This window comes from Psychrobacillus sp. L3 (genome assembly GCF_042945595.1).
GTDB lineage: Bacteria > Bacillota > Bacilli > Bacillales_A > Planococcaceae > Psychrobacillus.
This window is the reverse complement of sequence record NZ_CP168493.1, coordinates 897,999-920,290: the sequence shown is the minus strand read 5'-3', so window position 1 is coordinate 920,290 and position 22,292 is coordinate 897,999. Positions and strand designations below refer to the sequence as shown.

The following is a 22,292-nucleotide window of genomic DNA, read 5'->3' as shown; positions in this document are numbered from 1 at the left end:
CTTATAGCTTGATATAACGATTTGGAGTTTCGATTCCTTTGAATGCATTACGCGTATCAAAAATTACTTTTGATTTTTTCGCGATATTTGCATAGTCAAATGAACTATGATCTGTTGCTAAAATGACAATATCAGCTGCTTCAAGCATTTTATCTGTTAACTCAGAAGTTTCTAAAGTCTCACCATTTACTCTGAATTGTCCTACATGAGGGTCGATTGATTTGAAATCAGCACCTTGCTGAATAAGTAATTCGATCAATTTTAATGATGGAGATTCACGCATATCATCGATGTCTTTTTTATAAGCAACGCCGAGTAAAAGAACTTTCGCATTACGAAGTGCTTTACCTTCGTCGTTTAATATTTGCATTGCACGTGTAATAACATAATCCGGCATCGAGTTATTAATTTCACCAGCTAATTCGATTAGTTTTGTATGGTAGTTATATTCTCTAGCTTTCCAAGTTAAATAGAATGGATCGATTGGAATACAGTGTCCACCTAAACCTGGACCTGGATAAAACGCCATAAAGCCATATGGTTTCGTTTTTGCTGCATCAATTACTTCCCAAACGTCGATTCCCATTTTTTCACAAAGAATAGCCATCTCATTTGCAAGTGCAATATTAATATGACGGAACGTATTTTCAAAAATCTTTTCCATTTCAGCAATTGCTGGACTTGAAACCTTATGCACATCACTATCTAGTACACTGCTATAAAGCGCTGCTGCTACATTCGTACATTTTTCCGTAATACCACCAACTACTTTTGGTGTGTTTTTTGTATTAAAGCTCTTGTTACCAGGATCTATTCTCTCAGGAGAATACGCGATGAAAATATCTTCTCCTACTATAAATCCTTGATCTTCTAATGCTTTGCGGATAATTTCTTCTGTAGTACCTGGGTATGTTGTTGATTCAAGAACTACTAAAGTTCCTTTTTTTGCATATTTTGCGATTTCATGCACAGAACTTTCTACGTATGATGTATCTGGTTGTTGATAAATATCTAATGGAGTTGGTACACAAATAGCTACTGCATCCACTGCAGTAATAGAACCGTAATCGGAAGAAGCTCTTAAGTGACCTGACTCCACCATATCTTTCAAATCATGATCTACGACGTCACCAATGTAGTTAATGCCTTTATTTACTTGTTCTACTTTAGATTCTTGTACGTCAAAACCAATAACTGTGTATCCAGCTTTTGCTTTTTCAACCGAAAGTGGTAATCCAACATAGCCTAACCCAACTACACCAATTACCGCGGTACGATTTTCAATTTTTGCTAATAATTCCTCATAATATGTAGACATCATTGTCTCTCCTTTAATTGTCAATCAGATTGTATAAATTTTACATAGCAATTGCCTAATCATCGCCACTTTTCATGTTATGAAAATGTGATACGTTTCCCTGTTTCAGATGACTCAATAATTGCTTCGATTAAACGAACTGGGTTATAACCGTCTAACCCAGTCACTGCAGGCTCTCTATTTTCTTTTATAGCAGCTACCATATCTTCGATAATACAGTCATGACCTTTTTTGCCCCAAGGCTCATTTTGTATATTCGCTTTAAGTGCTTCGACTTCCTCTTCTTTAACTCCTTCAACATCCCATGTTTCGATGAATAAAGCATTTCTCCCACTAACTTTCACGCTAGCTGTTTCACCAAAAATGGAAAGAGATTCTTCTAAATTTTGAGGATAAATCGTCGTTGCTGCTTCTACAACACCAAGTGCTCCGCTTTCAAATTCGATTAGCCCTGTTGCAACATCTTCTGTTTCTATATCGCGGAACCTCGTCGCTACCATACCTTGAACAGATTTCACTGGACCCATAAACCAAAGAAGTAAGTCTAAATTATGTATTGCCTGATTCATCAACACGCCACCATCAAACTTCTTCGTACCTCTCCATGGAGCTTGGTCGTAATATTCTTGACCTCTATTCCATCGAACCGTTGCATTTGCGTGACTTAACTTACCGAATTTTTCTGCATCCATTAATTTACGAACTTCCATAATTGCCGGACGATAACGATTTGGATGTACGATAGCAAGCTTTACGCCTTCTTTTTCAGCTAATTCCATCATTTCTTTCGCATCCGCAGAATTTAGTGCCATTGGTTTTTCCGTAATAATATGTTTCTTATATTTCGCAACAATCTTCGTCAAACTTGCGTGAAGACCGGATGGTACACAAATATTCACAACATCAATTTCGGGATTGTCCGATAGCATTTTTTCTAAGTCCGTATACTTTAATACATTATCATCGTCTACTGTTAAACGATCAGGGTTGTTATCACAAATGGCAAATAGGTTTGCACCTTCTGTATTGCGAATAGCAGCTATATGTTTATCTGCGATGAAACCCATACCTACAATTGCAAATTGAATCATGCTCTTTTACTCCCTCTTGCTTCTAAAATATATTTCCATAAAGATAAAATAAATAGGGTTAATAAAATCCCGAAGATAAATCCAGCAATTGTGCCTTCTAAGCCATATGATTTTGTTTTTACAACGTAAACATTCGCAAGAGCAGGATGCTCAAATACAAGAATATCATTTCTTACTCGTTGTTCCGTTGCCAATGCATTCGTTAAATCCATTTCAGCTGAACTTAACAACATAGAATAATTAATGTTTATCGTTACATTATCGGTGTTTGCCAAAGCCATTTTATAAGCTTCAATTGTAGTTTTTAACGTTTCTATTCGCTCCGCCTGAGCTTTCGCATATTTTTCAGTACCTTCAATAATTCTGTTGTTTTGTGCCATTAATGCACCCAATAATTGATCATTGAATTGAGTAAGTTCTTTTGTTACTTCTTCTTTATTATTCCCATAAGTTTCTGTTTTAATATAACTTCTAGTTGGAACAAATACTTCTGTTTTTCCCGTAAAATGCTTTCCGTACATAGTCATAATATGTTCAGGATTTGTTAGTGCCTCTAATTTCACAGATCCCGTAAATACGGTGCTTTTTCCTACATAGTCACCGTCCTTAGGAATTAACATAGAACCTAGAAATCCTAGTATAGCCACAATTATTGGAATAATAATAAACCAAATCTTCTTTTTCCAAAAGAATTCTAATGAATCATATAATTTGTAACTCTTATTCTCTGTCATTACACTTCTCCTTCAATACAGGCAGGTAGAGGGAAACGTATACACGTCCCCCTCTACCGATTCACCATTTCATTATTTTTTAGCAAAAAACTCAGCAATTTTTTCAACCACATAAGTTTGTTGTTCTTCTTTTAACTCTGGGAACATCGGTAAAGATAGAGCTTCATTTGCAGCTTTTTCCGCTTTAGGGAAGTCTCCTTTTTTATACCCTAAGTTTTCAAAAACAGGCTGAAGGTGCAATGGTAGTGGATAATAAATCATTGTAGATACACCGTTTTCATTCAAATAAGCTTGTAATTCATCACGACGATCTGTCAATATCGTGTATTGATGGAACACATGATAGAATCCTTTTACTTTTACAGGTGGTTGCACAAACTCAGACACTTTTTCATTTAGTAAACTTGTGTAAAAGTCTGCATGTTTTCTACGTTGTTCACCCCATTTGTCTAAATGAGGAAACTTAACATTTAATATTGCCGCCTGCATTTCATCTAAACGACTGTTGTAGCCAAGGACATGATGGTAGTATTTTGGTTTACTACCGTGTACTCGAATAACTTTACTCTTTTCAGCAATATCGTCATTGTTTGTAATAACCATTCCAGCGTCACCATAAGCACCAAGGTTTTTAGTTGGGAAGAAACTATATGTTGCTGCATCCCCTAATTCACCTACTGTAAACTCTCCTTGTCTTGCACCGATCGCTTGAGCTGCGTCTTCGATAACTATTAAGTTATGTTTATCAGCAATTTCACGAATGCTTACCATATCTGACATTTGTCCATATAAATGAACCGGAATAATCGCTTTCGTTTTATCTGTAATATGTTTTTCAATTTCGTTAGGATCTAGATTAAAGGAAACTGGGTCAATATCCGCATAAACTGGAGTTGCTCCAGCTCTTACAATTGCTCCACCTGTTGCAAAAAATGTAAATGGTGTCGTAATTACTTGATCTCCAGCACCAATACCCGCTGCTTGTAGGGCAATATGAATTGCATCACTACCATTTCCACAACCAATACCATGAGAAACATGACTATACTTAGCTATATCAGCTTCCAGTTTCTTCACGTTATTACCTAAAATAAATTGGGAACTACTCATAACACTATCTAGCGCTTCTAATACTTCACTTTTTAAATATGAATATTGCTCGGATAAATCTAACATTGGGACTTTCATCTCGTTTACACCAACCATTCAATGAATTATTTAATAAATATTATTATGTGAAAAGCACAAAATCCCTAAGTTCTAGAATGCTCTAAAATAATTAGTGGACATCTCTGACTGACTTGAAAACACTTGTCTTCAGTCAAAAGCTAGTTGCGCTTATACCCAACAACCTTACGGAAAACAGCTATTATTGGTCGATACTCGTCATTTACGAGGCCAATTTTTTCTGCAACAATTTCAAATGCTATTAAAATAAAAACAACAATGAAAATTGCCCATCTTAACGTTAATGTTTCAAATGTAATCGCTGAGATACTAAATATCAAACCAAAACCATATATTACTAACACAGTATCTCGATGTGTTAATCCGAGCGCTAACAATCGATGATGTAAATGCGATTTATCCGCAACGGATATGGGCTTTCTATTTACAAGCCTACGAATAATCGCAAACGAGGTATCAAATATCGGTACACCTAAAATCATAACTGGTACAACAAAGCTAAACAATGTTACACTCTTAAACAATCCTAGTAAGGATAATATGGCAATAGAGTATCCTAAAAACATGGATCCAGTATCTCCCATAAAAATCTTTGCCGGATAAAAGTTATGGAATAAAAACCCAAGTGTACTTCCTAATAAAACTAAAGAGAGTGTTAATATCAACATTTTATCTCCAGAAAATGCTAGAAAAGCAATACTTGCAAATACAATGGAAGAAATACCAGCAGATAATCCATCTAAACCATCAATTAAGTTAATCGCATTTGTTATAGCTAAAATCCATAGTAAAGTAACTACATATGAAAAAATACCTAGATCAAATACACCTAAAAATGGAATATTTAATACTTGAATTGTCAAACCACTACCCATTACTGCACAGGCAGCAAGTATTTGGCCTGCTAATTTAACTTTCGCAGAAATTTCATACTTATCATCTATTATTCCCAAAACAACGATGATCAATGCACCCACAATTATTCCATTAATTTTTGCTTCATATAATCCTGCCACAAAATATCCTACAGTTACCGCAATAAATATTGCAAGACCACCTAATCTAGGCATCACATTTTGATGAACTTTTCGTTCCGAAGGTTTATCTACAGCTCCTATTTTATGTGCCAGTTTTATAACAAGTGGTGTAACAGCAATTGCGGTTACCAGTGATACGATAAAAGCAAGAAGTAATTTTATATCCAAAAATATCATCCTTGTCTTTTTATTTAATATTAGTAATTAGTATGTTCTTCATTAATAGACGTGTTAGCAATATTAAAGTTTCTTCAATTAATGATTATACTATAAAAAGAGAGTTGTAACCAAGTTTAATATAAAGAAAGAAAAGACTGACTTTTCGCTTCATTATTAGCGAAAATCAGTCTTTTCTATACCAAAATAAACAGCGCATTTCTTTTGATGTTAATTACTTAGTAAACTACGGGTTTTCACGAAAAGTCTGGCCAGTTAACTTGATACTTATCGCCGTCAATTTGACCCAGTGTTCGATATTTGAATGGAAGCAATTCATTCATTTGTAATTCTTCTAAAGCTCTTTCTAGAGGTAATAACTGAAAACTATCGTCTTCTTCTATGATTAAATAAGCTCCAACCACTTTGCCTTCTTCTTTTGTATTTATACGCATGAAAGCAGGAAAATACAAATTGTTTGTGGATTGGATAATAGAAGAAGCAAGTATTACATTAGTACCATCCGCAACTACATTGTCTTGATCGATTTTATCAAATACTTTTAATGCCCAAGCTTGACGTTTATAATAGCCAATAACCTTTGGGGCTTGTTCTTCTGTTAAAGAATTAGGCGAATTAATTTTCCCCTTATTTTTTTCTTCCGAAGTCATGTATTTCCCTCCACAGTTAGCTCTAAATCCTTACCAATTACGTTAGCACATATCCAAAGTCACTGCAATAAATAGACCTTTTTACTTACAATTAATCTTTATAAATTGCTTGGATATCGTCGATAATTATTTCTCCTTTTGTTTTATTGACGTCTTCAGTTTGCATATAACGAATTGGTAGATCCATCTTAAGTGGGTATGATAATCCAGTTGGTACCGTCGCCTCAACAAACTTCCAGCCCGTCCAATTTAAATTTTTATCAAAATCAAGCAGTATTACTTTTCCTGTCGCATCTACTAACTGTGCTCTTAACCAATTTCCATTTCCATCACCTTTTACCCACATTCCAATCTTTTTCGGAGGGGTACTGATAGTTAAATTCGTCTTGGCACTTACGTATGCCCCAGATGTCCCTGCTGTATTCGTAAAGTCGTACACGAGTTTAATCGCTTTTGTTCCATCACGCTCATTCGTCACTTCTTGAATCGATACTGATTTTACTCGATCACCTTTTGCTTCATAATTAAAAATACCTTTATTAAAAGATTCTAATATTATAGGAGCCATTTCTCCAACAATTACTGGGATAGTGAGCGAGTTCGAACCGTAATTCACCGTGATTACTCCACTACCATCTTTATTTTGTGCTGTAAATTTACCGTTCCCTTGAACTGTACCTGCATTAGAAGTCCAATTAAATGCAGATGCTTCTTCCAAGACAGCTTGTCCATTTTTCATCCCTTTTGCAGAAAGTTGGATCGTTTGCCCTTTTTGTACTTGCAAATAGGTCTCTGAAGGTACAATACTATCTAAAGTATTTGTAACTTTTATTTGGATATTCGTTGTTTTTCCACTATACGTTACCACTCCTGTATATGCTCCTGGAGCAGCGGAAACAACTTGTTTGCCTCCATTTGTCGTTAATGCGGAAGAAGTTACAGTTCCGTTCCCTGACACAGCTACTGGATTCATATAGGAATCGATCCCTTTAACAGGAACGGATAAATTTGTGTAAGTAGCTCCTTGGAATAGTTCTAAGACAGCAGATTTTGGTGCGATTGTAGCTAACGCACTAGTTTTATAAGTACTGATGAATAATAGTGAGTTAGAAACCGATCGTTCAAATCCATCAGAAGGGGTGTTTTGCACAGTAACTTTACTATCACCTAGTTCTCTAGTAACAACCGTTGAAGAACCCCCTCCGTCGAATGTCATCGCATAGTTTGCCCCTAAATCTTTCATTAGTTTAGCAGTATTTTGTAAAGTTAATCCTTTACTATCGTTTGATCTTCCGTCGATAACTGCAGTAAAGATGCTTCCATCTTTTTTAACACCTACCGCTGTCCGAGGCGCAACCCCTGCAACATTAATCGTTTGTATTGCACCATTTTTCACCAAGTGATAACGTCCACTTACTGCTTCACGCACATCATTCCATTCCGCTGGCGAAAAGCTAGTTTGTATTTCTATTTTGTCGCCAACTTGTACACTTTGTAAAAACTGACTTGCTAAGTTATGCCCAGATAAAATGATTTCACTTTTGTTTAAGGTAGCATTTCCTGAACCTGTGACATTTCCAATGACAGTTCCCACTAAAGTTTCTTTTCCATTCAACTTGCCAGATTCCACTTTTACCCTTACTTCTGTACCAAGTTCATTTGTATTTGTGGATGCTGCATAATCTCTTGTATAAACGACTAAATTATTTGCCAATCTTTTTCTATTAACAGAATTAATAGCATAAGATTGTTGCCCGTTGACAGTAATATTCATCGTTACTTGAGGAGCTCCAATGATTGCTTTACCATCTGCTTTAATACCTAAAACCGCTAATTCATTCACAGCTGTTTGTGGTGTTGACACAATGAATCCGTCCATCATCATTAAATCGATAGGCTGCCCCTGGCTATCGAAATAATCAGCGTTCACTCCAGCAACAACATGATATGACTCACTTTGTTCCACGCTATTCGCTTGAGAAGATGTTGTTTCTAATCCAATTAATTGATCTTTTGCAAGTTCTGTTTTTAGTTCGATATTAGCAGTTTTACCATCATATTCAATTACAAATAGATTTTGAGCACCAATTGCCCCATCTATATCGAAGTATTTCTTCCGAACTCCCGGAGCGAGTTGAGTAATTGTTTGACTCAAAACTTTACCACCTGTAAGAATTGGAGTAGTTTCAGTAGGGAATAACTGAGATGAGTTATTTGTTCCTGGCAAAGTGGTTCCTTGTGCATTTGCAAGCTCGTTTAATTTCGCTTTGGACGGCGTCTTATATTCTACATAACCAGCAATTTTAGTAATATACATATTACCGCCAAGTCCATATTGACCACCGTATAGGTCATCATAGCGATACACTCTATATTGTTCGCCTACTTTTAAAACTCTTTCAAAAACTAATCCGTTCGAAGTGCGTTTCCATAGATTAATCGGCTTTATTACTTTAATTTTACCTACTTGACCAGGCACCATTAAAATACCGTCCCAATAAACATTCGTTGTTTGCGCCTCCGCTTGATTTGGTTGAAATAGCGCACCAGTGACAATTGCAAAAAGAATTAAAAAGTAAAGCAGTTTTTGTTTCATTAAATTAATATTCTCCTTTATCTCCATGAGCCACTTTTATTGCCCAGCTTGTTTTTTCTCTCTGTTTTGTTCAATTGTATACTTCCATAAATTACTTCCATCATAATAGTAAAGGTTTCCGTTGATGTCTTTTACAAGCCCATAAACCCCTTTATCTTTTAACCATTCTACTTCAAGATTATCTTTCGCTACTCTAAAGAACTTCCCTTCTACACTTCCGTAAATATAACCATCTTCACCTTCAACAATTTGTGCATTACGGAATCTGCCAGAGATTAGAGGTAATAACTCAACATATCTAACATCTGTCCATTCATCTGTATAAACGAATAGTTTTCCATCTGCCATTCCCCATACCTTTGTACCTTTATCTACTATTAAACTTGTAATCATACTTGAATCAAATGGTAGATGAATATATTTTTTTTCTTCCGGGTTTCTTCTATCAAAATAGAATAGTCTAGCTCCTCTTGGATTCACTTGCTGATTTGCATGAATCGATGTTCCGCCAAATACTTCAGATCCTCTACTTACTAACGAAACAATACTTTGGTTATAAATATAATTTTCGTATATTTCCATTTCCTCAGTTTCTGTACTGTAGAAGGCTAAAGCGCCACCACCAACGCTTGCATCCGGTAATGTTCCAAAAACAATTTCTTTCCCATTGTTAAAAGGTGTAACTGCTGTTGTTCTCTCTTGACCAAATTGGCTCATTCGGATAGCTTCTTTTGGATTCAGTAGATCCCATGGTTTTGAACGATCATAAACTAGAAGTCTAGCAAGTGGATATGCACCTATGTAGAGTTTGTTATTAATATCAAACATCGACTCTATCTGACTAATATTTCGATATAATTCTTTACTTCCAGTTTCAACATCATAAACACCAAGCCCACCTGACATATAACCATTGGCAAAGATTTTTGTACCATCTGAGCTAGATGCTAATGTATACAATTCAACTGGCTGTTCAGGTAAATCAAATTGAAGATATTTTATTTCTTCCGTTTGTGGATTGTACTCGAATAATTGACCTAAATTATCGACCATCCCAGAAAGTACCCATTCCATTGGTTTCTCTTCAATAATTGGTTCTTCTAGAGTAGGTTGCTTTAACACAAATTCCCCATCAGTAGAAGCATTCTTCACTAAAGATTTGACTTTATTCTCAGTTTTCGCCGTTTCTCCCACTGTTTTTGTACCTTTTAAGATGAAGTCCAAATTAATTGCTTCCGTACCTTTTGGTAAAAATACTCCAAGTTCAGTATGCTCTTTTGTTTCAAAATCGTATCTTACTAATTGTTGTGCTTTTGTGTAATAAAAAGATTTTCCATCAGGAGATAATGTAGATACTGTTTTTGAATTCAACTCTAATTCATCAACTATTTTTAATGTCTTCCTATCGAATATTACTGCGACGTTTGATGGATATAATCTTGCCACCAAATAATTATCTGTTAACATTAAACCTTGTGCGTATTTCTCAGACATATATTTTGCTGGCAAAAAGGAAGTGAAATTTTTCGTACCGCGTTTTTTTACTAATAAATCCATCGATGATCCGATTGATACAAATATCTCATCTGTTTTTTCATCCGCTACGATAGCTTTTACAAATTCTTTTCTTTTACGAATTTGTCCAAAGTCTTCAATTTCATTTGTTTTTGGATTATAAGCTACTAGTGATCCTCCATAAGCTGATCCTGCATATACTTTTTTACCCGAAACGATTAAATTCTGAATCGACGTATCACTCTTATTGGAAAAGATACTCCCATGCTTTTCAAAAACCTCTGTGTTCGGGTCGAAGCTGTAAAGCACACTAGAAACGGACCCTCCAACCCAAAGCTTTCCATTCTCATCTACATCTAATCCCCAAGCACTTTTAGAATCTTCTAACGTAAAAGTATGTACTATTTCTTTCGTTTGATAATTTACTACAACTAAAGCAGCTGGAGAGCCATGCATGATGTAATAAATAAAATAGTCCCCTTTTTTATTTGCTGCTATTTTTGAAGAAATTGCAGAGGCTTTAAAAATTAATGACCCTAGATTTTCATAACCTTCTAATTTTACTTCTTCTTCAGGCTCTGCTTCTACTACATCTTCTAACCATTCTTCGACATTTCCTTCTACTTCTACTACTTCTTCTGCATTTTGGGCGCCATCTTGTAATTTTGCTACTTCTTCCGCATTTGCAACACTTCCTATTGGTGTTGCAAGCATTGCTACAATCATTGGAATATAAATTTTCTTCAAAACTAAAACCCCTTTCAAATCTATTTTAACATTAACATCTATTGGTAACATTTAAAACTTATTGTTGTAATATAATTGAAATATTAGCAATAAATCTAGAAAATGCTTGGTAGATTATTTCATGCTATAATAGAAATTGGAATTTAAAAGTAGGGAGAATGAATATGCTACATTCTATAAAGAAAATGATTTCTGGCGAAGTTATTGAACTAAAACAACTAAAAAAAATAGTTTCCAAAATAAATGCAATAGAAGATTCATTTATAAATAAAACAGATAAAGAGCTTAAAGCTTATTCCAATAATTTTCGCGAACAATTAAACAATGGGATTTCACAAGAAGAACTGATTGTGGAAGCATTCGCGGTTGTGCGTGAAGCATCTAAACGAATATTAGGAAAGCGTCATTATGACTCACAGTTAATGGGTGGTGCAGTATTAACACAATCACAAATTGCACAAATGCAAACTGGAGAAGGAAAAACGTTAGTAGCAACACTTCCCGCCTATATAATGGCTTTATTTGGAAAGGGAACACATATTATTACCGCTAATGAATATTTGGCAAGTAGAGATTTTGAAGAAATGAAGCCTCTATTCGAATACTTGGGATTAACAGTAGGTTTAAATATTTCTGGAATGGAAAGCGCTGAAAAACAAGAAGCATATAATTGCGATATTACTTATGGTACAGGAACTGAATTTGGATTTGATTATTTAAGAGACCATATGGTACAAAATGAAGACCAACTTGTTCAAAGACCACTTTTTTACGCTTTAATCGATGAAGTTGATAGTATATTAATAGACGAAGCAAGAACTCCTTTAATCATTGCAGGAAAATCGAATGCAAGTTTAAATCTATTTCCTATCATGCATATGGTAGTTGATTCTTTCCAAGATAATGAAGACTATAACTATTATCCGGAGACAAAACAAATTGTGTTATTGGATCATGGTGCCGATCGTCTAGAAGCTGCTTTTGGCATCGATAATGTATACGATACTGAACACCGTGAATTTATGCATATCGCGATGCAAACACTTCGAGCTAAAGTAGTGATGCGTAAAGATGTAGATTATATCGTAAAAGAAGATAAGATCATGATTGTGGATCCATATACAGGTCGTATTATGGAAGGACGCACATTTAGTGATGGGCTTCACCAAGCAATAGAAGCAAAAGAAAAGGTTTCGATTAAAGAAGAAAACAATACACAAGCATCAGTTATGATCCAACATTATTTTAGACTGTATAAACATGTATCTGGAATGACTGGTAGTGCCATTCCTTCTCGTGAAGAATTTTGGGAAACATATAATCTAAGAGTAACCGAAATTCCAACGAATAAACCAAATAAACGTGTAGATATGGAAACACTTGTTTACTTAACTGCTGAAGAAAAAATGAAAAAAATCGTGGAAGAAATTCAAAAATATCACGAGATTGGCCGTCCCGTATTAATAGGAACTACTTCTATTGAACAGTCCGAAAAATATTCATCTCATTTACTTGAACTCGGGATTGAACATTCCATACTAAATGCAAAAACAGTGGAAGATGAGGCTGAAGTAATTTCAAATGCAGGTCAATTGAATAGTATTATGCTTGCTACTAATATGGCAGGACGTGGAACAGATATTATTTTAGGAGAAGGCGTTGCAGAGCTTGGCGGCTTACATATTATTGGTACTGAACTTCATAGTAGTGCTCGTATTGATATGCAACTTCGCGGTCGCGGAGGTCGTCAAGGAGATCCAGGTAGTTCACATTTCATCATTTCATTGGAAGATGAGCTTTTCTATTACTATGATGAAGACGAATTCGCTAAATATAAAGGCAAAACCAAAGCAGATGAAACTGGTTTAATTGTTTCTCCAAATCCGACGAAGTTTGTATACAATGTACAAAATGTAATTGAAGGTATGCATTTCTCTAGTCGCTCTCATTTATTGAAACTGGACGACATTAATAATGATCAACAAAAAGTCATGTACAATTACCGTGAAAAAGCATTAAAAGTGGAAAATATGCAATCACTATTAGAAAATGCAGTACAAGAAAGATTCAATAGATTAGTAGAAGATATTCCGGAGTTGAACCTAGATGAGAATGATAGTTCGGCGACTTTGAAAGAACTTATTGATGAGAGGAAAATAATAACTACTTTAACTTCTGAAGATCAAAGTCAATTTTCATCTTTAAATATAGATAATAAAGAACAATTAACGAAATCTCTAGAAGAGGTTTATAATATTGTATTAGATATTTTACACAATACAAGCACGGAAGATGAAGTGTGGGATAATATTCAAGCCATTTACTTGGAAACACTAGATAGATCTTGGATTACACAATTAGGTAATCTTCATCATTTAAGAGAAGGTATAAGTATTCGCGGATACGGACAAGAAGATCCATATCGCCTATATTCTTTCGATGCACTACATTTATTCAACGAGATGCTTCATTCCTTCTTTAGAGATGTCATTCGATACTACCTACAACTAAATGCGGCGAAAGATCAATAAAAAAAGGTCGGTACAAAGGATATTATCCTATGTACCGGCCTTTTGTCTATGATTAACCACGTTTGTTGATTAACTATTTTATTGCAGAAAAAAATAAGAAAAGTATTATTATCTCCATTTAGACTTGTTCGTTTCCAGTTTGCTTTGGACAAGGACGCAGCATCGGACACTCCGCTGTTTTTATTAAGCGATATATAAAACGGTTTATGTGTAGTATTTATAAAGTGTGCTTTAACCATTTACCGCTAGGATTTAGCGCTCTCTTACATTCGCTTTCCGCTGGCGAGCGTCGAGCCGCCGCGCTAAATTCAACTTTATGTAGCATTTTCTTGAAAATAGTACCCATAAAATGACTGAACGAGACAAATCACATGGTGAACGCTACAAACGTCTTAATATAAAGGTCTTACTTGTCATGAGATGACTCTTATAAATGCATCCTATCAATATATTGCACAAATACATCATTATGTTGCGAGTAATGCTTACTATATTTCGCACACGCCTTGTAATGTTGCGCAAAATTGGGGTGGCGATTCTCACATTACATCTTGCGATTAGTAGCACCTTTAAAGCGATTTTTATACTCTAATTTGCGATTTAAGGGTTCTATCTTGCGATCGGCAAAAAATCGGCATGCATCTTATGATTGAAAGCATCAATCCCTTGTTGCGGATACTTTTGCTGTAGCTACGTTTTTTAACTAGCAAGCTATGTTGATTGGAGCGAAAGGCGGCGACTCCTAGGGGATTTGCAAGCAAATCAAGACCCTGCACGAAGCGTAGCGAAGGAAGCGGCTTGATGCTTGACCCCTGGAAAGCGTCCGCCTGAAGCGGAAACCCTAGCGTTAACTGATTAAGGGGCATTCTATAATATTGCGCTGACGAGCCAAAATAGCTTTTATAATATAAACAATGCATTTCTTGCTTATATTAGCAAAAAGAATGCTAGTAATATAGGGCCCGTTCAGTCCAAATCATTTCGAAAGTGCCTATTACTTTTTACATTACTTTCTATATCGCCAAATGTCGCCACCAGTTGTGAAATAGATATTCCCATCCGTACCTAATGCTACTCCATTTGCAGGCTGACTCCCTAACATTTCTAATTTATATGATGTCATATGAATACGAAATAATTTATTCTCGATCGTTCCATATATATATCCATCTTTTCCATCCACAAGTGAGCCGTTTCGAATTTGTCCACTAGTTCTACTTATGACTAAAATAGATTGAGATTTTTTTGTAATTGTATTGTAAACGAATACGGTACCATCAGCTACTCCCCAAATAGTAGAAGCAGGGCCTGTTATCATTGCTGAAATCAGTCTTGGCTTTGCAATTGGCGAAGATAATTCTTCAGGTTGAGCATTAATATTTTTAGCTGATATTCTAAAGAATTTCGCCGTCCCTATACCTTCTGACTTACTATTTGCGAATGTAGAAGTCCCTCCATAAAAGTATCCATTAGAATAAGTTAATGAAACAACACTTTGATTTGGAAATAACGCTTTCCGATGTGACACTTTTTTCGTATCCAAATTATAATAACTTAAGCTCCCCGATACAGTTCCTTGTTTTGGATGCGACCCGACTGCGAGTACCTTTTCATTGAGTGCAACTGCTAATGAAATTGGTCTATGTTGTCCCATTTGAGCAACCGAAAATATAGAAGTTCCGTATGGATTAGTCACCGGATGATAATACATTACTTCTCCTGCAGGATATACTCCTAAAAACATTCCTCCATTATAAGGTGTCATTCCCTCTACTTGTCCAATACCTGTAATTTGTATTTTATCTGTAGTTATTGGGTTAAATATAGATATCTGTCCCGAAACATAACCACTCGTGAATATATTCCCAGTATTGTCTGCACTAATTGTATGAATAGGAACACTTTGTTCAGGCAAATTCAATTTTGCAATTTCTACATTATTGTTGGATACATTATATAAAAGATGTGTACCCGTATTACCTAATAATCCAGTTAATATTGTTTCTCCTGAAGTTAATTTAACAAAATCTAAGGAAACTGCCTCTGTTCCTGCTAAATTAACTTTCATATCTTCTGCAACTCTCGTTTTTGGATTAAAACGATACAAACTAGTTGATGAATTTTTCATGTAAGAATAATAAACACTTCCATCCAATGGAAAGGCAGAAGAAACCCCTCGAGACCCAGCTGGTAATTCTTTAATAAATTTATTCGTATTAGCTTCAAATACTAATATTTTTTTACTCGGACTAAGCTTTGCGAAAATAAGCCCTTGTGCAAAATCTAAATCATACACATCACTTTCATTTTTATAAGCTGCTGGTAAAATTTCTGTTTTTTTATTTGTTTTTAAATCCCAAACAATTAAAGAAGCTTTGGAACCTGATCCAACAAATAATCGGTTACTTCCATTCTGAAAAGCCAGACTCCGTGCATTTTTTTGAATCCCAGTAACTTCTCCAAGCGTTGTAAATTTTCCGTTTTGAAATTTAAACACTTTGCCATTTGGAGCAGTGCTTCCGTAAATCGCATTACCTACTACTTCTAAGTCTAAAATGGATGTATGACTATTATCAGGTGTTCCATGGTTTGTTAATTTTTTCGTAGCAGGATTATAACTATATAAAGCTGCGGTTGGCGTTCCACCAATCCAAGCTTGACCACTTGAATCCGCTATAATTGCCCAAACAGCAGTTGAATTTGGTAATTTAACTTTATCAACCAATTCTTTTGAGGGTAGCTTATAGACAGCAAGAACCGCTGGATCTCCTTGAAGTATTACATATTGATAAGGCACACCATTTACATTAGCCGCTATCCCACTCATCGCGACGGTCCGAACAAATGGGGTTTCAACTTTTTCAATATCCCCTTTTGTTGCTGCTGATACATGCGAACTAGCAAATAAAAATATAAATAGTAGTCCTATACGTGAAATATATTGTCCAATCGTCTTCATAACTTCCTCCATTTTCCATCATTATATGTATACCTTATCCAATCTTATCAAATGTATAGAGAATTAATAGAGCTTGCAATAAATAATAAAATGCATTTAAAGAACAATGGCTCTGAAATAATGCAACTGCGTAAAACCTCTTTTTCATTTCCAAATGCATGTTTAATAAATTACACGAAAATGCATACTTGCAATACTGTCTAATAATAATTACATCTTTTATTTCATACTAATAACAATACATTGTCCACAAAAGAAACGAGGTTCCTCATGTCGAAGAAAATAGTCTGGATTACGCTTATTTCCTGTTTTTTTATTGGTGGAATCGCTGTCATTGCAAACACCTTTTATAACGATGTTTCCAATACTATTCAAACAATTCATGAACCTGAAGTACGAAAAGTATCCGAACTTCGGACTACAGAGGTAGAATTAGTCAAAAAAGAACCTTTTTCCTTACTTCTCCTTGGCGTCGACGAAAGAGAAGATGACAAGGGGCGGTCGGATACAATTATTGTTTTAACCGTTAATTCTTCTACCAACTCTACGAAAATGATAAGTATTCCACGAGACACATACACCGAAATAATTGGGAAAGACACGAAAGATAAAATTAATCACGCATATGCTTTTGGGGGAATTGATATGGCTTTACTGTCCGTCGAAAATCTACTGCAAATCCCAATTGACTATGTCATTCAAGTAAATATGGAAAGTTTTTTAGAGATCGTCGATATCATGGGAGGAGTGACAGTAGAAAATGCTTTTACCTTTCAAGAAGGGGGTTATACGTTTAACGAAGGAAGCATTCATTTAGACGGCGAACAAGCATTAACCTACGTCCGGATGAGAATGGAAGATCCACTTGGAGATTTCGGTAGACAGTCTAGACAAAAACAAGTACTACAAGCCATTTTACAAGAAGGAGCTTCTATTAATAATTTATTAAAATATAAAGATTTTTTATCATCCATCGAACAAAATATCCGAACTAATATGACTTTTGAACAAATAATGGATATACAAAAAGGCTATAAAAGTTCATTAAATGAAATAGAATCATTATCTTTTGAAAAAGGGGAAGGTAAGCGTATAGATCGTATTTGGTATTACTTGATGGATGAAGAAGAATTGGAGAATGTGAGTAGAAAAATGAAGGAACATTTGGAGTTAGAGTGAATGGGAAGCTCTGAGCGTAACCCTTTCTATCTTGTGTGTAAATCAAATATTGCATAAAATGGAGGCTATTTTGCGATTCTCACATTACATCTTGCGATTTGGGGCACCTTTGTTGCGGATTGAATACTCTAACTTGCGATTGGAGAGTCCGATCTTGCGGTTCGTGGTAAAATCGGCATGCATATTATGATTGAAAGCACCTATCTTGTGGTAACTAATCTTATGGTACGCATAATTTATAAATCCTTTTTATAACAGGAGAAGGCTACTCAACAAGTCTAATTTTCGACTTATTGGGTAGCCTCTGCTTTTATATTTATATTTCTTTAAACATTATCTTTCCGCCATTTCTTAATTGGGCTATTTTCCACAAATCCTTATCAGCAACTTTGCCTATCGTTGCATAGCCTCCTACTGTTTGGGCATCTGCCATTAATATGACTGGTTGACCATTTGAAGGAACTTGAATTGTTCCAAACTGAGTAGCCTCAGATAGAATGTCACTCTTATTCATAAAATGAAGTTCCGGTCCATTAAAATAGTAGCCCATTCTGTCTCCACCTTTGTATGTATACTCCGAATTAAAAAAAGTGCGGATGCTTTTTTCTTCGAATAGGGATAGATGTGGACTTTGCCAAACTTCAACTTCCACTTCTTGATTATATGTAGGAATTTCTGATGCAACTAACCCTCGATGTAACTTTGGTAGTGGTAAGTTAGGTACCGACAAAACAGATCCTTTTTTTAAAGAGACACCAATACCTGCTTTAGGATATGCTGATTTACTTCCCATCGTTGTTGCAGAATCGAATCCACCTAAAGCGAAAATATATGCTATACTTCCTTGTAGTGGTCTGATGAAGGAAAGTATCTGACCTTTAGTAACAATAATAGACTTCCATAAAGGAGCTTTCATACCGTCTATTTCTGCATGGAGATCTGCTCCACCAATTGCAATTGTATGTGTCGTTAATACTACTAGAGAAAGCCCTCCTAAAAACAATTCAATCGCTGCAGCATCTGATAAATTCCCGATGATTTTATTTCCTAAACGGAAAGCTTGAGCATCCATAGGACCTGCTGTAGGCATTCCAAATGCACGATATCCTATTCTACCTTCATCTTGCAAAGAAGCATAAACAGCTTCTTTACACACGCGAAATAATTCCTTCATTAAACCATCTCCAAAGGAGCAACCTTAACATTTTTTGCTTCTAGTATTTTTCGTGTTTTTTGGACGATTTCCACTACATTTTTTCCATCACCATGAAAGCAAAGTGTATCCGCTTCTATTTCAATCATTTTTCCACTACTAGTCTCTACTTGTTTGTTCATCACGATGTTTTCCACTTGCTTCTCAATGTCATCAAAATGAGTAAGTACTGCATTTGGATGACTTCGATGAACTAGACGACCTGTATCATCATATTTTCGGTCAGCAAATGCCTCTCCAGCAGTTTTTAGACCGATATTATTTCCTGCCTCTATCAATTGACTATTACAAAGTCCGAACAGAATTGCGTTCGGAGCAATATCAATTACTGCCTGCGCAATTGCTCTTGCAATAGTTGCATCATCAGCAGATATATTATACAGAGCGCCATGTGGTTTTACATGTGAAAGTGCCACTTGGTGAATATGACAAAATGCTTGCAATGCACCTATTTGATATACAACCATTTCATACACTTCAGCTTCGCTCATACTTATATTTCTTCTACCGAATCCTTGTATATCGGGAAAGCCAGGATGAGCACCTACAGAAAGGTGATTCTCTTTTGCAGCCTTTACTGTTTTATTCATTACTGTAAAATCACCTGCATGAAATCCACAAGCGATATTTGCTGAAGTAATTACTTTAAAAAGCGCTTGATCTTCTCCAAGAATATAGTGACCAAAGCTTTCTCCAACATCTGCATTTAAATCAATTCTCATATACCCACTTCCTCTATGAATCGATGAATTGCTTTCGCATCATTTTTCATTTCCCACTCAATGTCTGAATATTCCTCATTACTGATTGGCGAAAATTTCAACTGATCACCAACTTTTAAGAAAAAGGGATTCTCCCGTTCTAATGAAAATATTTCTAAAGGGGTTCTCCCGATAATATTCCATCCACCGGGTGATTCAATTGGATAAATACCAGTTTGACTTCCACCAATACCAACCGCACTCTTTGGAACTTTTACTCTCGGTTTATCAAGTCTAGGGACAAACAAGGTAGGATTTAAATCACCTAAGTACGGAAATCCAGGTAAAAAACCAATCATATAGATAGTATATATTTTCTCTGAATGTAAATGGATGATTTCCTCTTTTGATCGACCGATTAATTGCTCGATTCTTTCCATGTCTTCACTATATGGCTCCTTATAACACACTGGAATAGTAATCTTTCTAGTTAGGGAATGAGTACTATCTCTTTTATAACTTTTCCATTTTTCAAGAACCTCTTCGATTCTTATTGTATCAAAGATGGATGACTTTTTAAAAAATGCTGTAACAGTATGATAGCTAGGGACTACTTCTTCCAAGTAATGATTCCACTCGGAAATTAAAAAATCAGAGAATGAGTGAACAGATTGGTAAACTTCCGAACTAATCACTTCTCCAAAACTAAATCGAAGTGTTCTCTCACCTGTTCTCCACACTTCAGGCATATTATTTTTCATATTCTTCTAATACTTCAATACACGTTATAATACTTTTCTTCAAGTCCTCGTGCGACCAGCTTGGAATTTTATCATGTTGAATAGCAAGCTCATGAGAAGCAGGAATATGAATAAAACCAGAAAGCATTTTGCTATTTGTTATTTTTGCGTAGTGCAGACCTTCATACATCACATTGTTGCATAAATAAGTACCAGCACTATTGGAAATCTCTGCAGGTAGTCCGTTGTCAATAAGCTTATTCACCATTTTACGAATTGGTAATGTAGATAAATATCCTGGTTCACCAGCTTCTTGTATTAATTCATCTACTGGTTTATTTCCCTCATTATCTACATCTCCATCTTTAAAATTAATCGCAATACGTTCCGGTGTTATTTTATATCTTCCTGCAGCTAATCCTAGCGAAATATGTACATCTGGTTGTATTTCTTCCAAGTATTTTAATAATTGTTTTCCAGAGGCTTTAAAATCTACCGACATTATTTTTCCAATAATTTGATAATCTCCAATAATCAAACCATCTAATTCCTCGACAATTTTCATTGTAGGATTTACAGTGTAATGTAAAAAAGGTTCAAATCCTGTTAACAACAGTTTTTTCATCATTTCTCCTCCGTTTGTAAAATTATTGGACGTATTCGATATTTTTTAATAATTCTCCATTTAGTTTAGTACTTCTGGATAAATTGTTCTAATCTTTTTAACCCCTCTTCTAATACTTCCATTGAATAAGCATACGAAATTCTAATATATCCTTCTCCAAAAGGTGTAAATACACTACCAGGAACTACTGCAACCCCACCTTCATGCAAAAGCCTTGTTGCAAAATCAAACGAGTTAATGCCAAACCTTTGAATAGAAGGAAAAATGTAAAATGCCCCATTCGGCTTTTCCGCGGTTAGTCCCATTGCAGTCAAACGATTGAAAACATAGTCACGTCTTTTTATATACTCTACATTCATTTCGCTAGGTGTATCTTTTGAGTTTATTAGCGCCTCAATCGCTGCATATTGGCCGGGTACAGAAGCACAAATGGTATTAAATGCATGTACTTTAACGACTTGCTCCATGACTTCTGATGGTCCCATTAAAAACCCTATGCGCCATCCAGTCATCGAATGTGATTTGGATAGGCCATGGATATAAAATAATTTATTTCTTAATGCTGGATAAGCTGCAAATGAAGTATGTGTCCCTGAAAAAGTATTTTCACTATAAATTTCATCTGTTAAAATATATACATCTTTCTCTATTAATACATTTACAAGTTGATCCACAGTTTCTTGCGTCAAAACGACTCCTGTTGGGTTGGATGGATAATTAAAGAATACTGCCTTTGTTTTTTCAGTAATAAGCTCTGCCAGTTTTTCCGCTGATGGTTGAAAATTTGTTTCCGTCGTATCTAAATAGATAATCTTAGCCCCGCAAAAGTGAATGATAGGTTCATATCCTGAATAGCAAGGAGCAGGTAATATGACCTCGTCACCTTCTTCTAATATTGTGCGAAAGACAGTATCAATTGCTTCACTTGCCCCATTTGTAATGATAATTTCGTTCTGTGGATCATAGGAAAAGCCATATTTTTTCGTGAAAAAGGTGTTAACAGCTTCTCTTAGTTCAAGCAATCCAGCATTGTGTGAGTACCCTGTTAAGTTTTGTTCTATTGCTCGTATTCCAGCATTTTTCACTACTTGAGGTGTCGGAAAATCCGGTTGTCCAATTGTTAAATTGATCGCATCCGGAAAATGAACTAACTGATTAGAAAACTGACGAATACCTGGTACTTTTAACACTTTAGCTCTTGGATTCAAATTTAGAGACATTTCAAGCCATCCTTCTTCCTCTATTATATATAACGCTCTCAATTGATAATATACTGCTTACGATTATGATA

The 22,292-nt window shown here is 35.4% G+C and carries 16 protein-coding genes; 2 read left to right on the top strand and 14 right to left on the bottom strand.

Annotation, left to right across the window (positions count from 1 at the left end):
- Position 1: 1 nt before the first annotated feature.
- The 8 genes from ACEPXD_RS04305 to ACEPXD_RS04270 all read right to left on the bottom strand — a co-directional run bounded on the left by ACEPXD_RS04305 (position 2) and on the right by ACEPXD_RS04270 (position 11,053).
- A complete protein-coding gene (locus ACEPXD_RS04305) occupies positions 2-1,318 on the bottom strand; it encodes a nucleotide sugar dehydrogenase (RefSeq protein WP_391122995.1) in 1,317 nt (438 codons plus the stop codon).
- Between the two features lie 77 nt (positions 1,319-1,395).
- Positions 1,396-2,409: a Gfo/Idh/MocA family protein gene (locus tag ACEPXD_RS04300; RefSeq protein WP_391120269.1), complete on the bottom strand. Its 1,014-nt coding sequence runs from the start codon at positions 2,407-2,409 to the stop codon at positions 1,396-1,398.
- The gene (locus ACEPXD_RS04295; RefSeq protein ID WP_391120267.1) at positions 2,406-3,143 is read right to left on the bottom strand and encodes a hypothetical protein; all 738 of its coding nucleotides are present in this window, start codon (positions 3,141-3,143) and stop codon (positions 2,406-2,408) included. The genes ACEPXD_RS04300 and ACEPXD_RS04295 overlap by 4 nt, the downstream gene beginning before the upstream one ends.
- Before the next feature lie 72 nt (positions 3,144-3,215).
- Positions 3,216-4,331 carry a DegT/DnrJ/EryC1/StrS family aminotransferase gene (locus ACEPXD_RS04290; RefSeq protein ID WP_391120265.1) on the bottom strand — a complete coding sequence of 372 codons (1,116 nt, stop codon included), beginning with the start codon at positions 4,329-4,331 and terminating at the stop codon, positions 3,216-3,218.
- 140 nt (positions 4,332-4,471) lie between these two features.
- On the bottom strand, positions 4,472-5,536 hold the full coding sequence (locus tag ACEPXD_RS04285; RefSeq protein ID WP_391120263.1) for a glycosyltransferase family 4 protein: 1,065 nt from the start codon (positions 5,534-5,536) through the stop codon (positions 4,472-4,474).
- 245 nt (positions 5,537-5,781) lie between these two features.
- Complete coding sequence (locus ACEPXD_RS04280) at positions 5,782-6,195, bottom strand: hypothetical protein (RefSeq protein WP_391120261.1); 414 nt, start codon at positions 6,193-6,195, stop codon at positions 5,782-5,784.
- Positions 6,196-6,286: 91 nt separating this feature from the next.
- On the bottom strand, positions 6,287-8,791 hold the full coding sequence (locus ACEPXD_RS04275) for a phosphodiester glycosidase family protein (RefSeq protein ID WP_391120260.1): 2,505 nt from the start codon (positions 8,789-8,791) through the stop codon (positions 6,287-6,289).
- Between the two features lie 36 nt (positions 8,792-8,827).
- Positions 8,828-11,053: a hypothetical protein gene (locus tag ACEPXD_RS04270; protein WP_391120258.1), complete on the bottom strand. Its 2,226-nt coding sequence runs from the start codon at positions 11,051-11,053 to the stop codon at positions 8,828-8,830.
- A gap of 164 nt (positions 11,054-11,217) precedes the next feature.
- On the opposite strand from ACEPXD_RS04270, the gene secA reads away from it, so the two are divergent.
- Positions 11,218-13,584 (top strand): preprotein translocase subunit SecA, encoded by a 2,367-nt coding sequence (secA, locus tag ACEPXD_RS04265; RefSeq protein WP_391120256.1) that lies wholly within the window; start codon positions 11,218-11,220, stop codon positions 13,582-13,584.
- A gap of 1,006 nt (positions 13,585-14,590) precedes the next feature.
- Here secA and ACEPXD_RS04260 read toward each other — a convergent pair.
- Positions 14,591-16,543, bottom strand: a complete 1,953-nt coding sequence (locus ACEPXD_RS04260; RefSeq protein WP_391120254.1) for a hypothetical protein — start codon at positions 16,541-16,543, stop codon at positions 14,591-14,593.
- Positions 16,544-16,813: 270 nt separating this feature from the next.
- Between ACEPXD_RS04260 and ACEPXD_RS04255 the strand changes: the two genes are divergently transcribed.
- Positions 16,814-17,722, top strand: coding sequence for an LCP family protein (locus ACEPXD_RS04255; protein WP_391120252.1), 909 nt, complete (start codon positions 16,814-16,816; stop codon positions 17,720-17,722).
- A gap of 316 nt (positions 17,723-18,038) precedes the next feature.
- Here the strand turns inward: ACEPXD_RS04255 and ACEPXD_RS04250 are convergent, their stop codons facing one another.
- From ACEPXD_RS04250 to ACEPXD_RS04230, 5 genes are all read right to left on the bottom strand, one after another.
- Complete coding sequence (locus ACEPXD_RS04250; RefSeq protein WP_391120250.1) at positions 18,039-18,896, bottom strand: biotin-dependent carboxyltransferase family protein; 858 nt, start codon at positions 18,894-18,896, stop codon at positions 18,039-18,041.
- On the bottom strand, positions 18,896-19,657 hold the full coding sequence (locus ACEPXD_RS04245) for a LamB/YcsF family protein (RefSeq protein WP_391120248.1): 762 nt from the start codon (positions 19,655-19,657) through the stop codon (positions 18,896-18,898). The genes ACEPXD_RS04250 and ACEPXD_RS04245 overlap by 1 nt, the downstream gene beginning before the upstream one ends.
- Positions 19,654-20,397, bottom strand: a complete 744-nt coding sequence (gene pxpB / locus ACEPXD_RS04240; RefSeq protein ID WP_391120246.1) for a 5-oxoprolinase subunit PxpB — start codon at positions 20,395-20,397, stop codon at positions 19,654-19,656. Before pxpB ends, ACEPXD_RS04245 begins: the two co-directional genes overlap by 4 nt.
- Positions 20,387-21,001, bottom strand: coding sequence for a pyroglutamyl-peptidase I (locus tag ACEPXD_RS04235; RefSeq protein ID WP_391122991.1), 615 nt, complete (start codon positions 20,999-21,001; stop codon positions 20,387-20,389). Before ACEPXD_RS04235 ends, pxpB begins: the two co-directional genes overlap by 11 nt.
- A gap of 65 nt (positions 21,002-21,066) precedes the next feature.
- On the bottom strand, positions 21,067-22,221 hold the full coding sequence (locus ACEPXD_RS04230; protein WP_391120244.1) for an aminotransferase class I/II-fold pyridoxal phosphate-dependent enzyme: 1,155 nt from the start codon (positions 22,219-22,221) through the stop codon (positions 21,067-21,069).
- Between the last annotated feature and the right edge of the window lie 71 nt (positions 22,222-22,292).

Bases quoted from the DNA above. Each gene is read 5' to 3' on its own strand.
- pxpB (WP_391120246.1), bottom strand. From the start codon at position 20,397: ATGAAAAATAATATGCCTGAAGTGTGGAGAACAGGTGAGAGAACACTT.
- ACEPXD_RS04305 (WP_391122995.1), bottom strand. From the start codon at position 1,318: ATGTCTACATATTATGAGGAATTATTAGCAAAAATTGAAAATCGTACC.
- ACEPXD_RS04255 (WP_391120252.1), top strand. From the start codon at position 16,814: ATGTCGAAGAAAATAGTCTGGATTACGCTTATTTCCTGTTTTTTTATT.
- ACEPXD_RS04300 (WP_391120269.1), bottom strand. From the start codon at position 2,409: ATGATTCAATTTGCAATTGTAGGTATGGGTTTCATCGCAGATAAACAT.
- ACEPXD_RS04250 (WP_391120250.1), bottom strand. From the start codon at position 18,896: ATGAAGGAATTATTTCGCGTGTGTAAAGAAGCTGTTTATGCTTCTTTG.
- secA (WP_391120256.1), top strand. From the start codon at position 11,218: ATGCTACATTCTATAAAGAAAATGATTTCTGGCGAAGTTATTGAACTA.
- ACEPXD_RS04295 (WP_391120267.1), bottom strand. From the start codon at position 3,143: ATGACAGAGAATAAGAGTTACAAATTATATGATTCATTAGAATTCTTT.
- ACEPXD_RS04230 (WP_391120244.1), bottom strand. From the start codon at position 22,221: ATGTCTCTAAATTTGAATCCAAGAGCTAAAGTGTTAAAAGTACCAGGT.
- ACEPXD_RS04280 (WP_391120261.1), bottom strand. From the start codon at position 6,195: ATGACTTCGGAAGAAAAAAATAAGGGGAAAATTAATTCGCCTAATTCT.
- ACEPXD_RS04290 (WP_391120265.1), bottom strand. From the start codon at position 4,331: ATGAAAGTCCCAATGTTAGATTTATCCGAGCAATATTCATATTTAAAA.
- ACEPXD_RS04245 (WP_391120248.1), bottom strand. From the start codon at position 19,657: ATGAGAATTGATTTAAATGCAGATGTTGGAGAAAGCTTTGGTCACTAT.
- ACEPXD_RS04235 (WP_391122991.1), bottom strand. From the start codon at position 21,001: ATGAAAAAACTGTTGTTAACAGGATTTGAACCTTTTTTACATTACACT.
- ACEPXD_RS04260 (WP_391120254.1), bottom strand. From the start codon at position 16,543: ATGAAGACGATTGGACAATATATTTCACGTATAGGACTACTATTTATA.
- ACEPXD_RS04275 (WP_391120260.1), bottom strand. From the start codon at position 8,791: ATGAAACAAAAACTGCTTTACTTTTTAATTCTTTTTGCAATTGTCACT.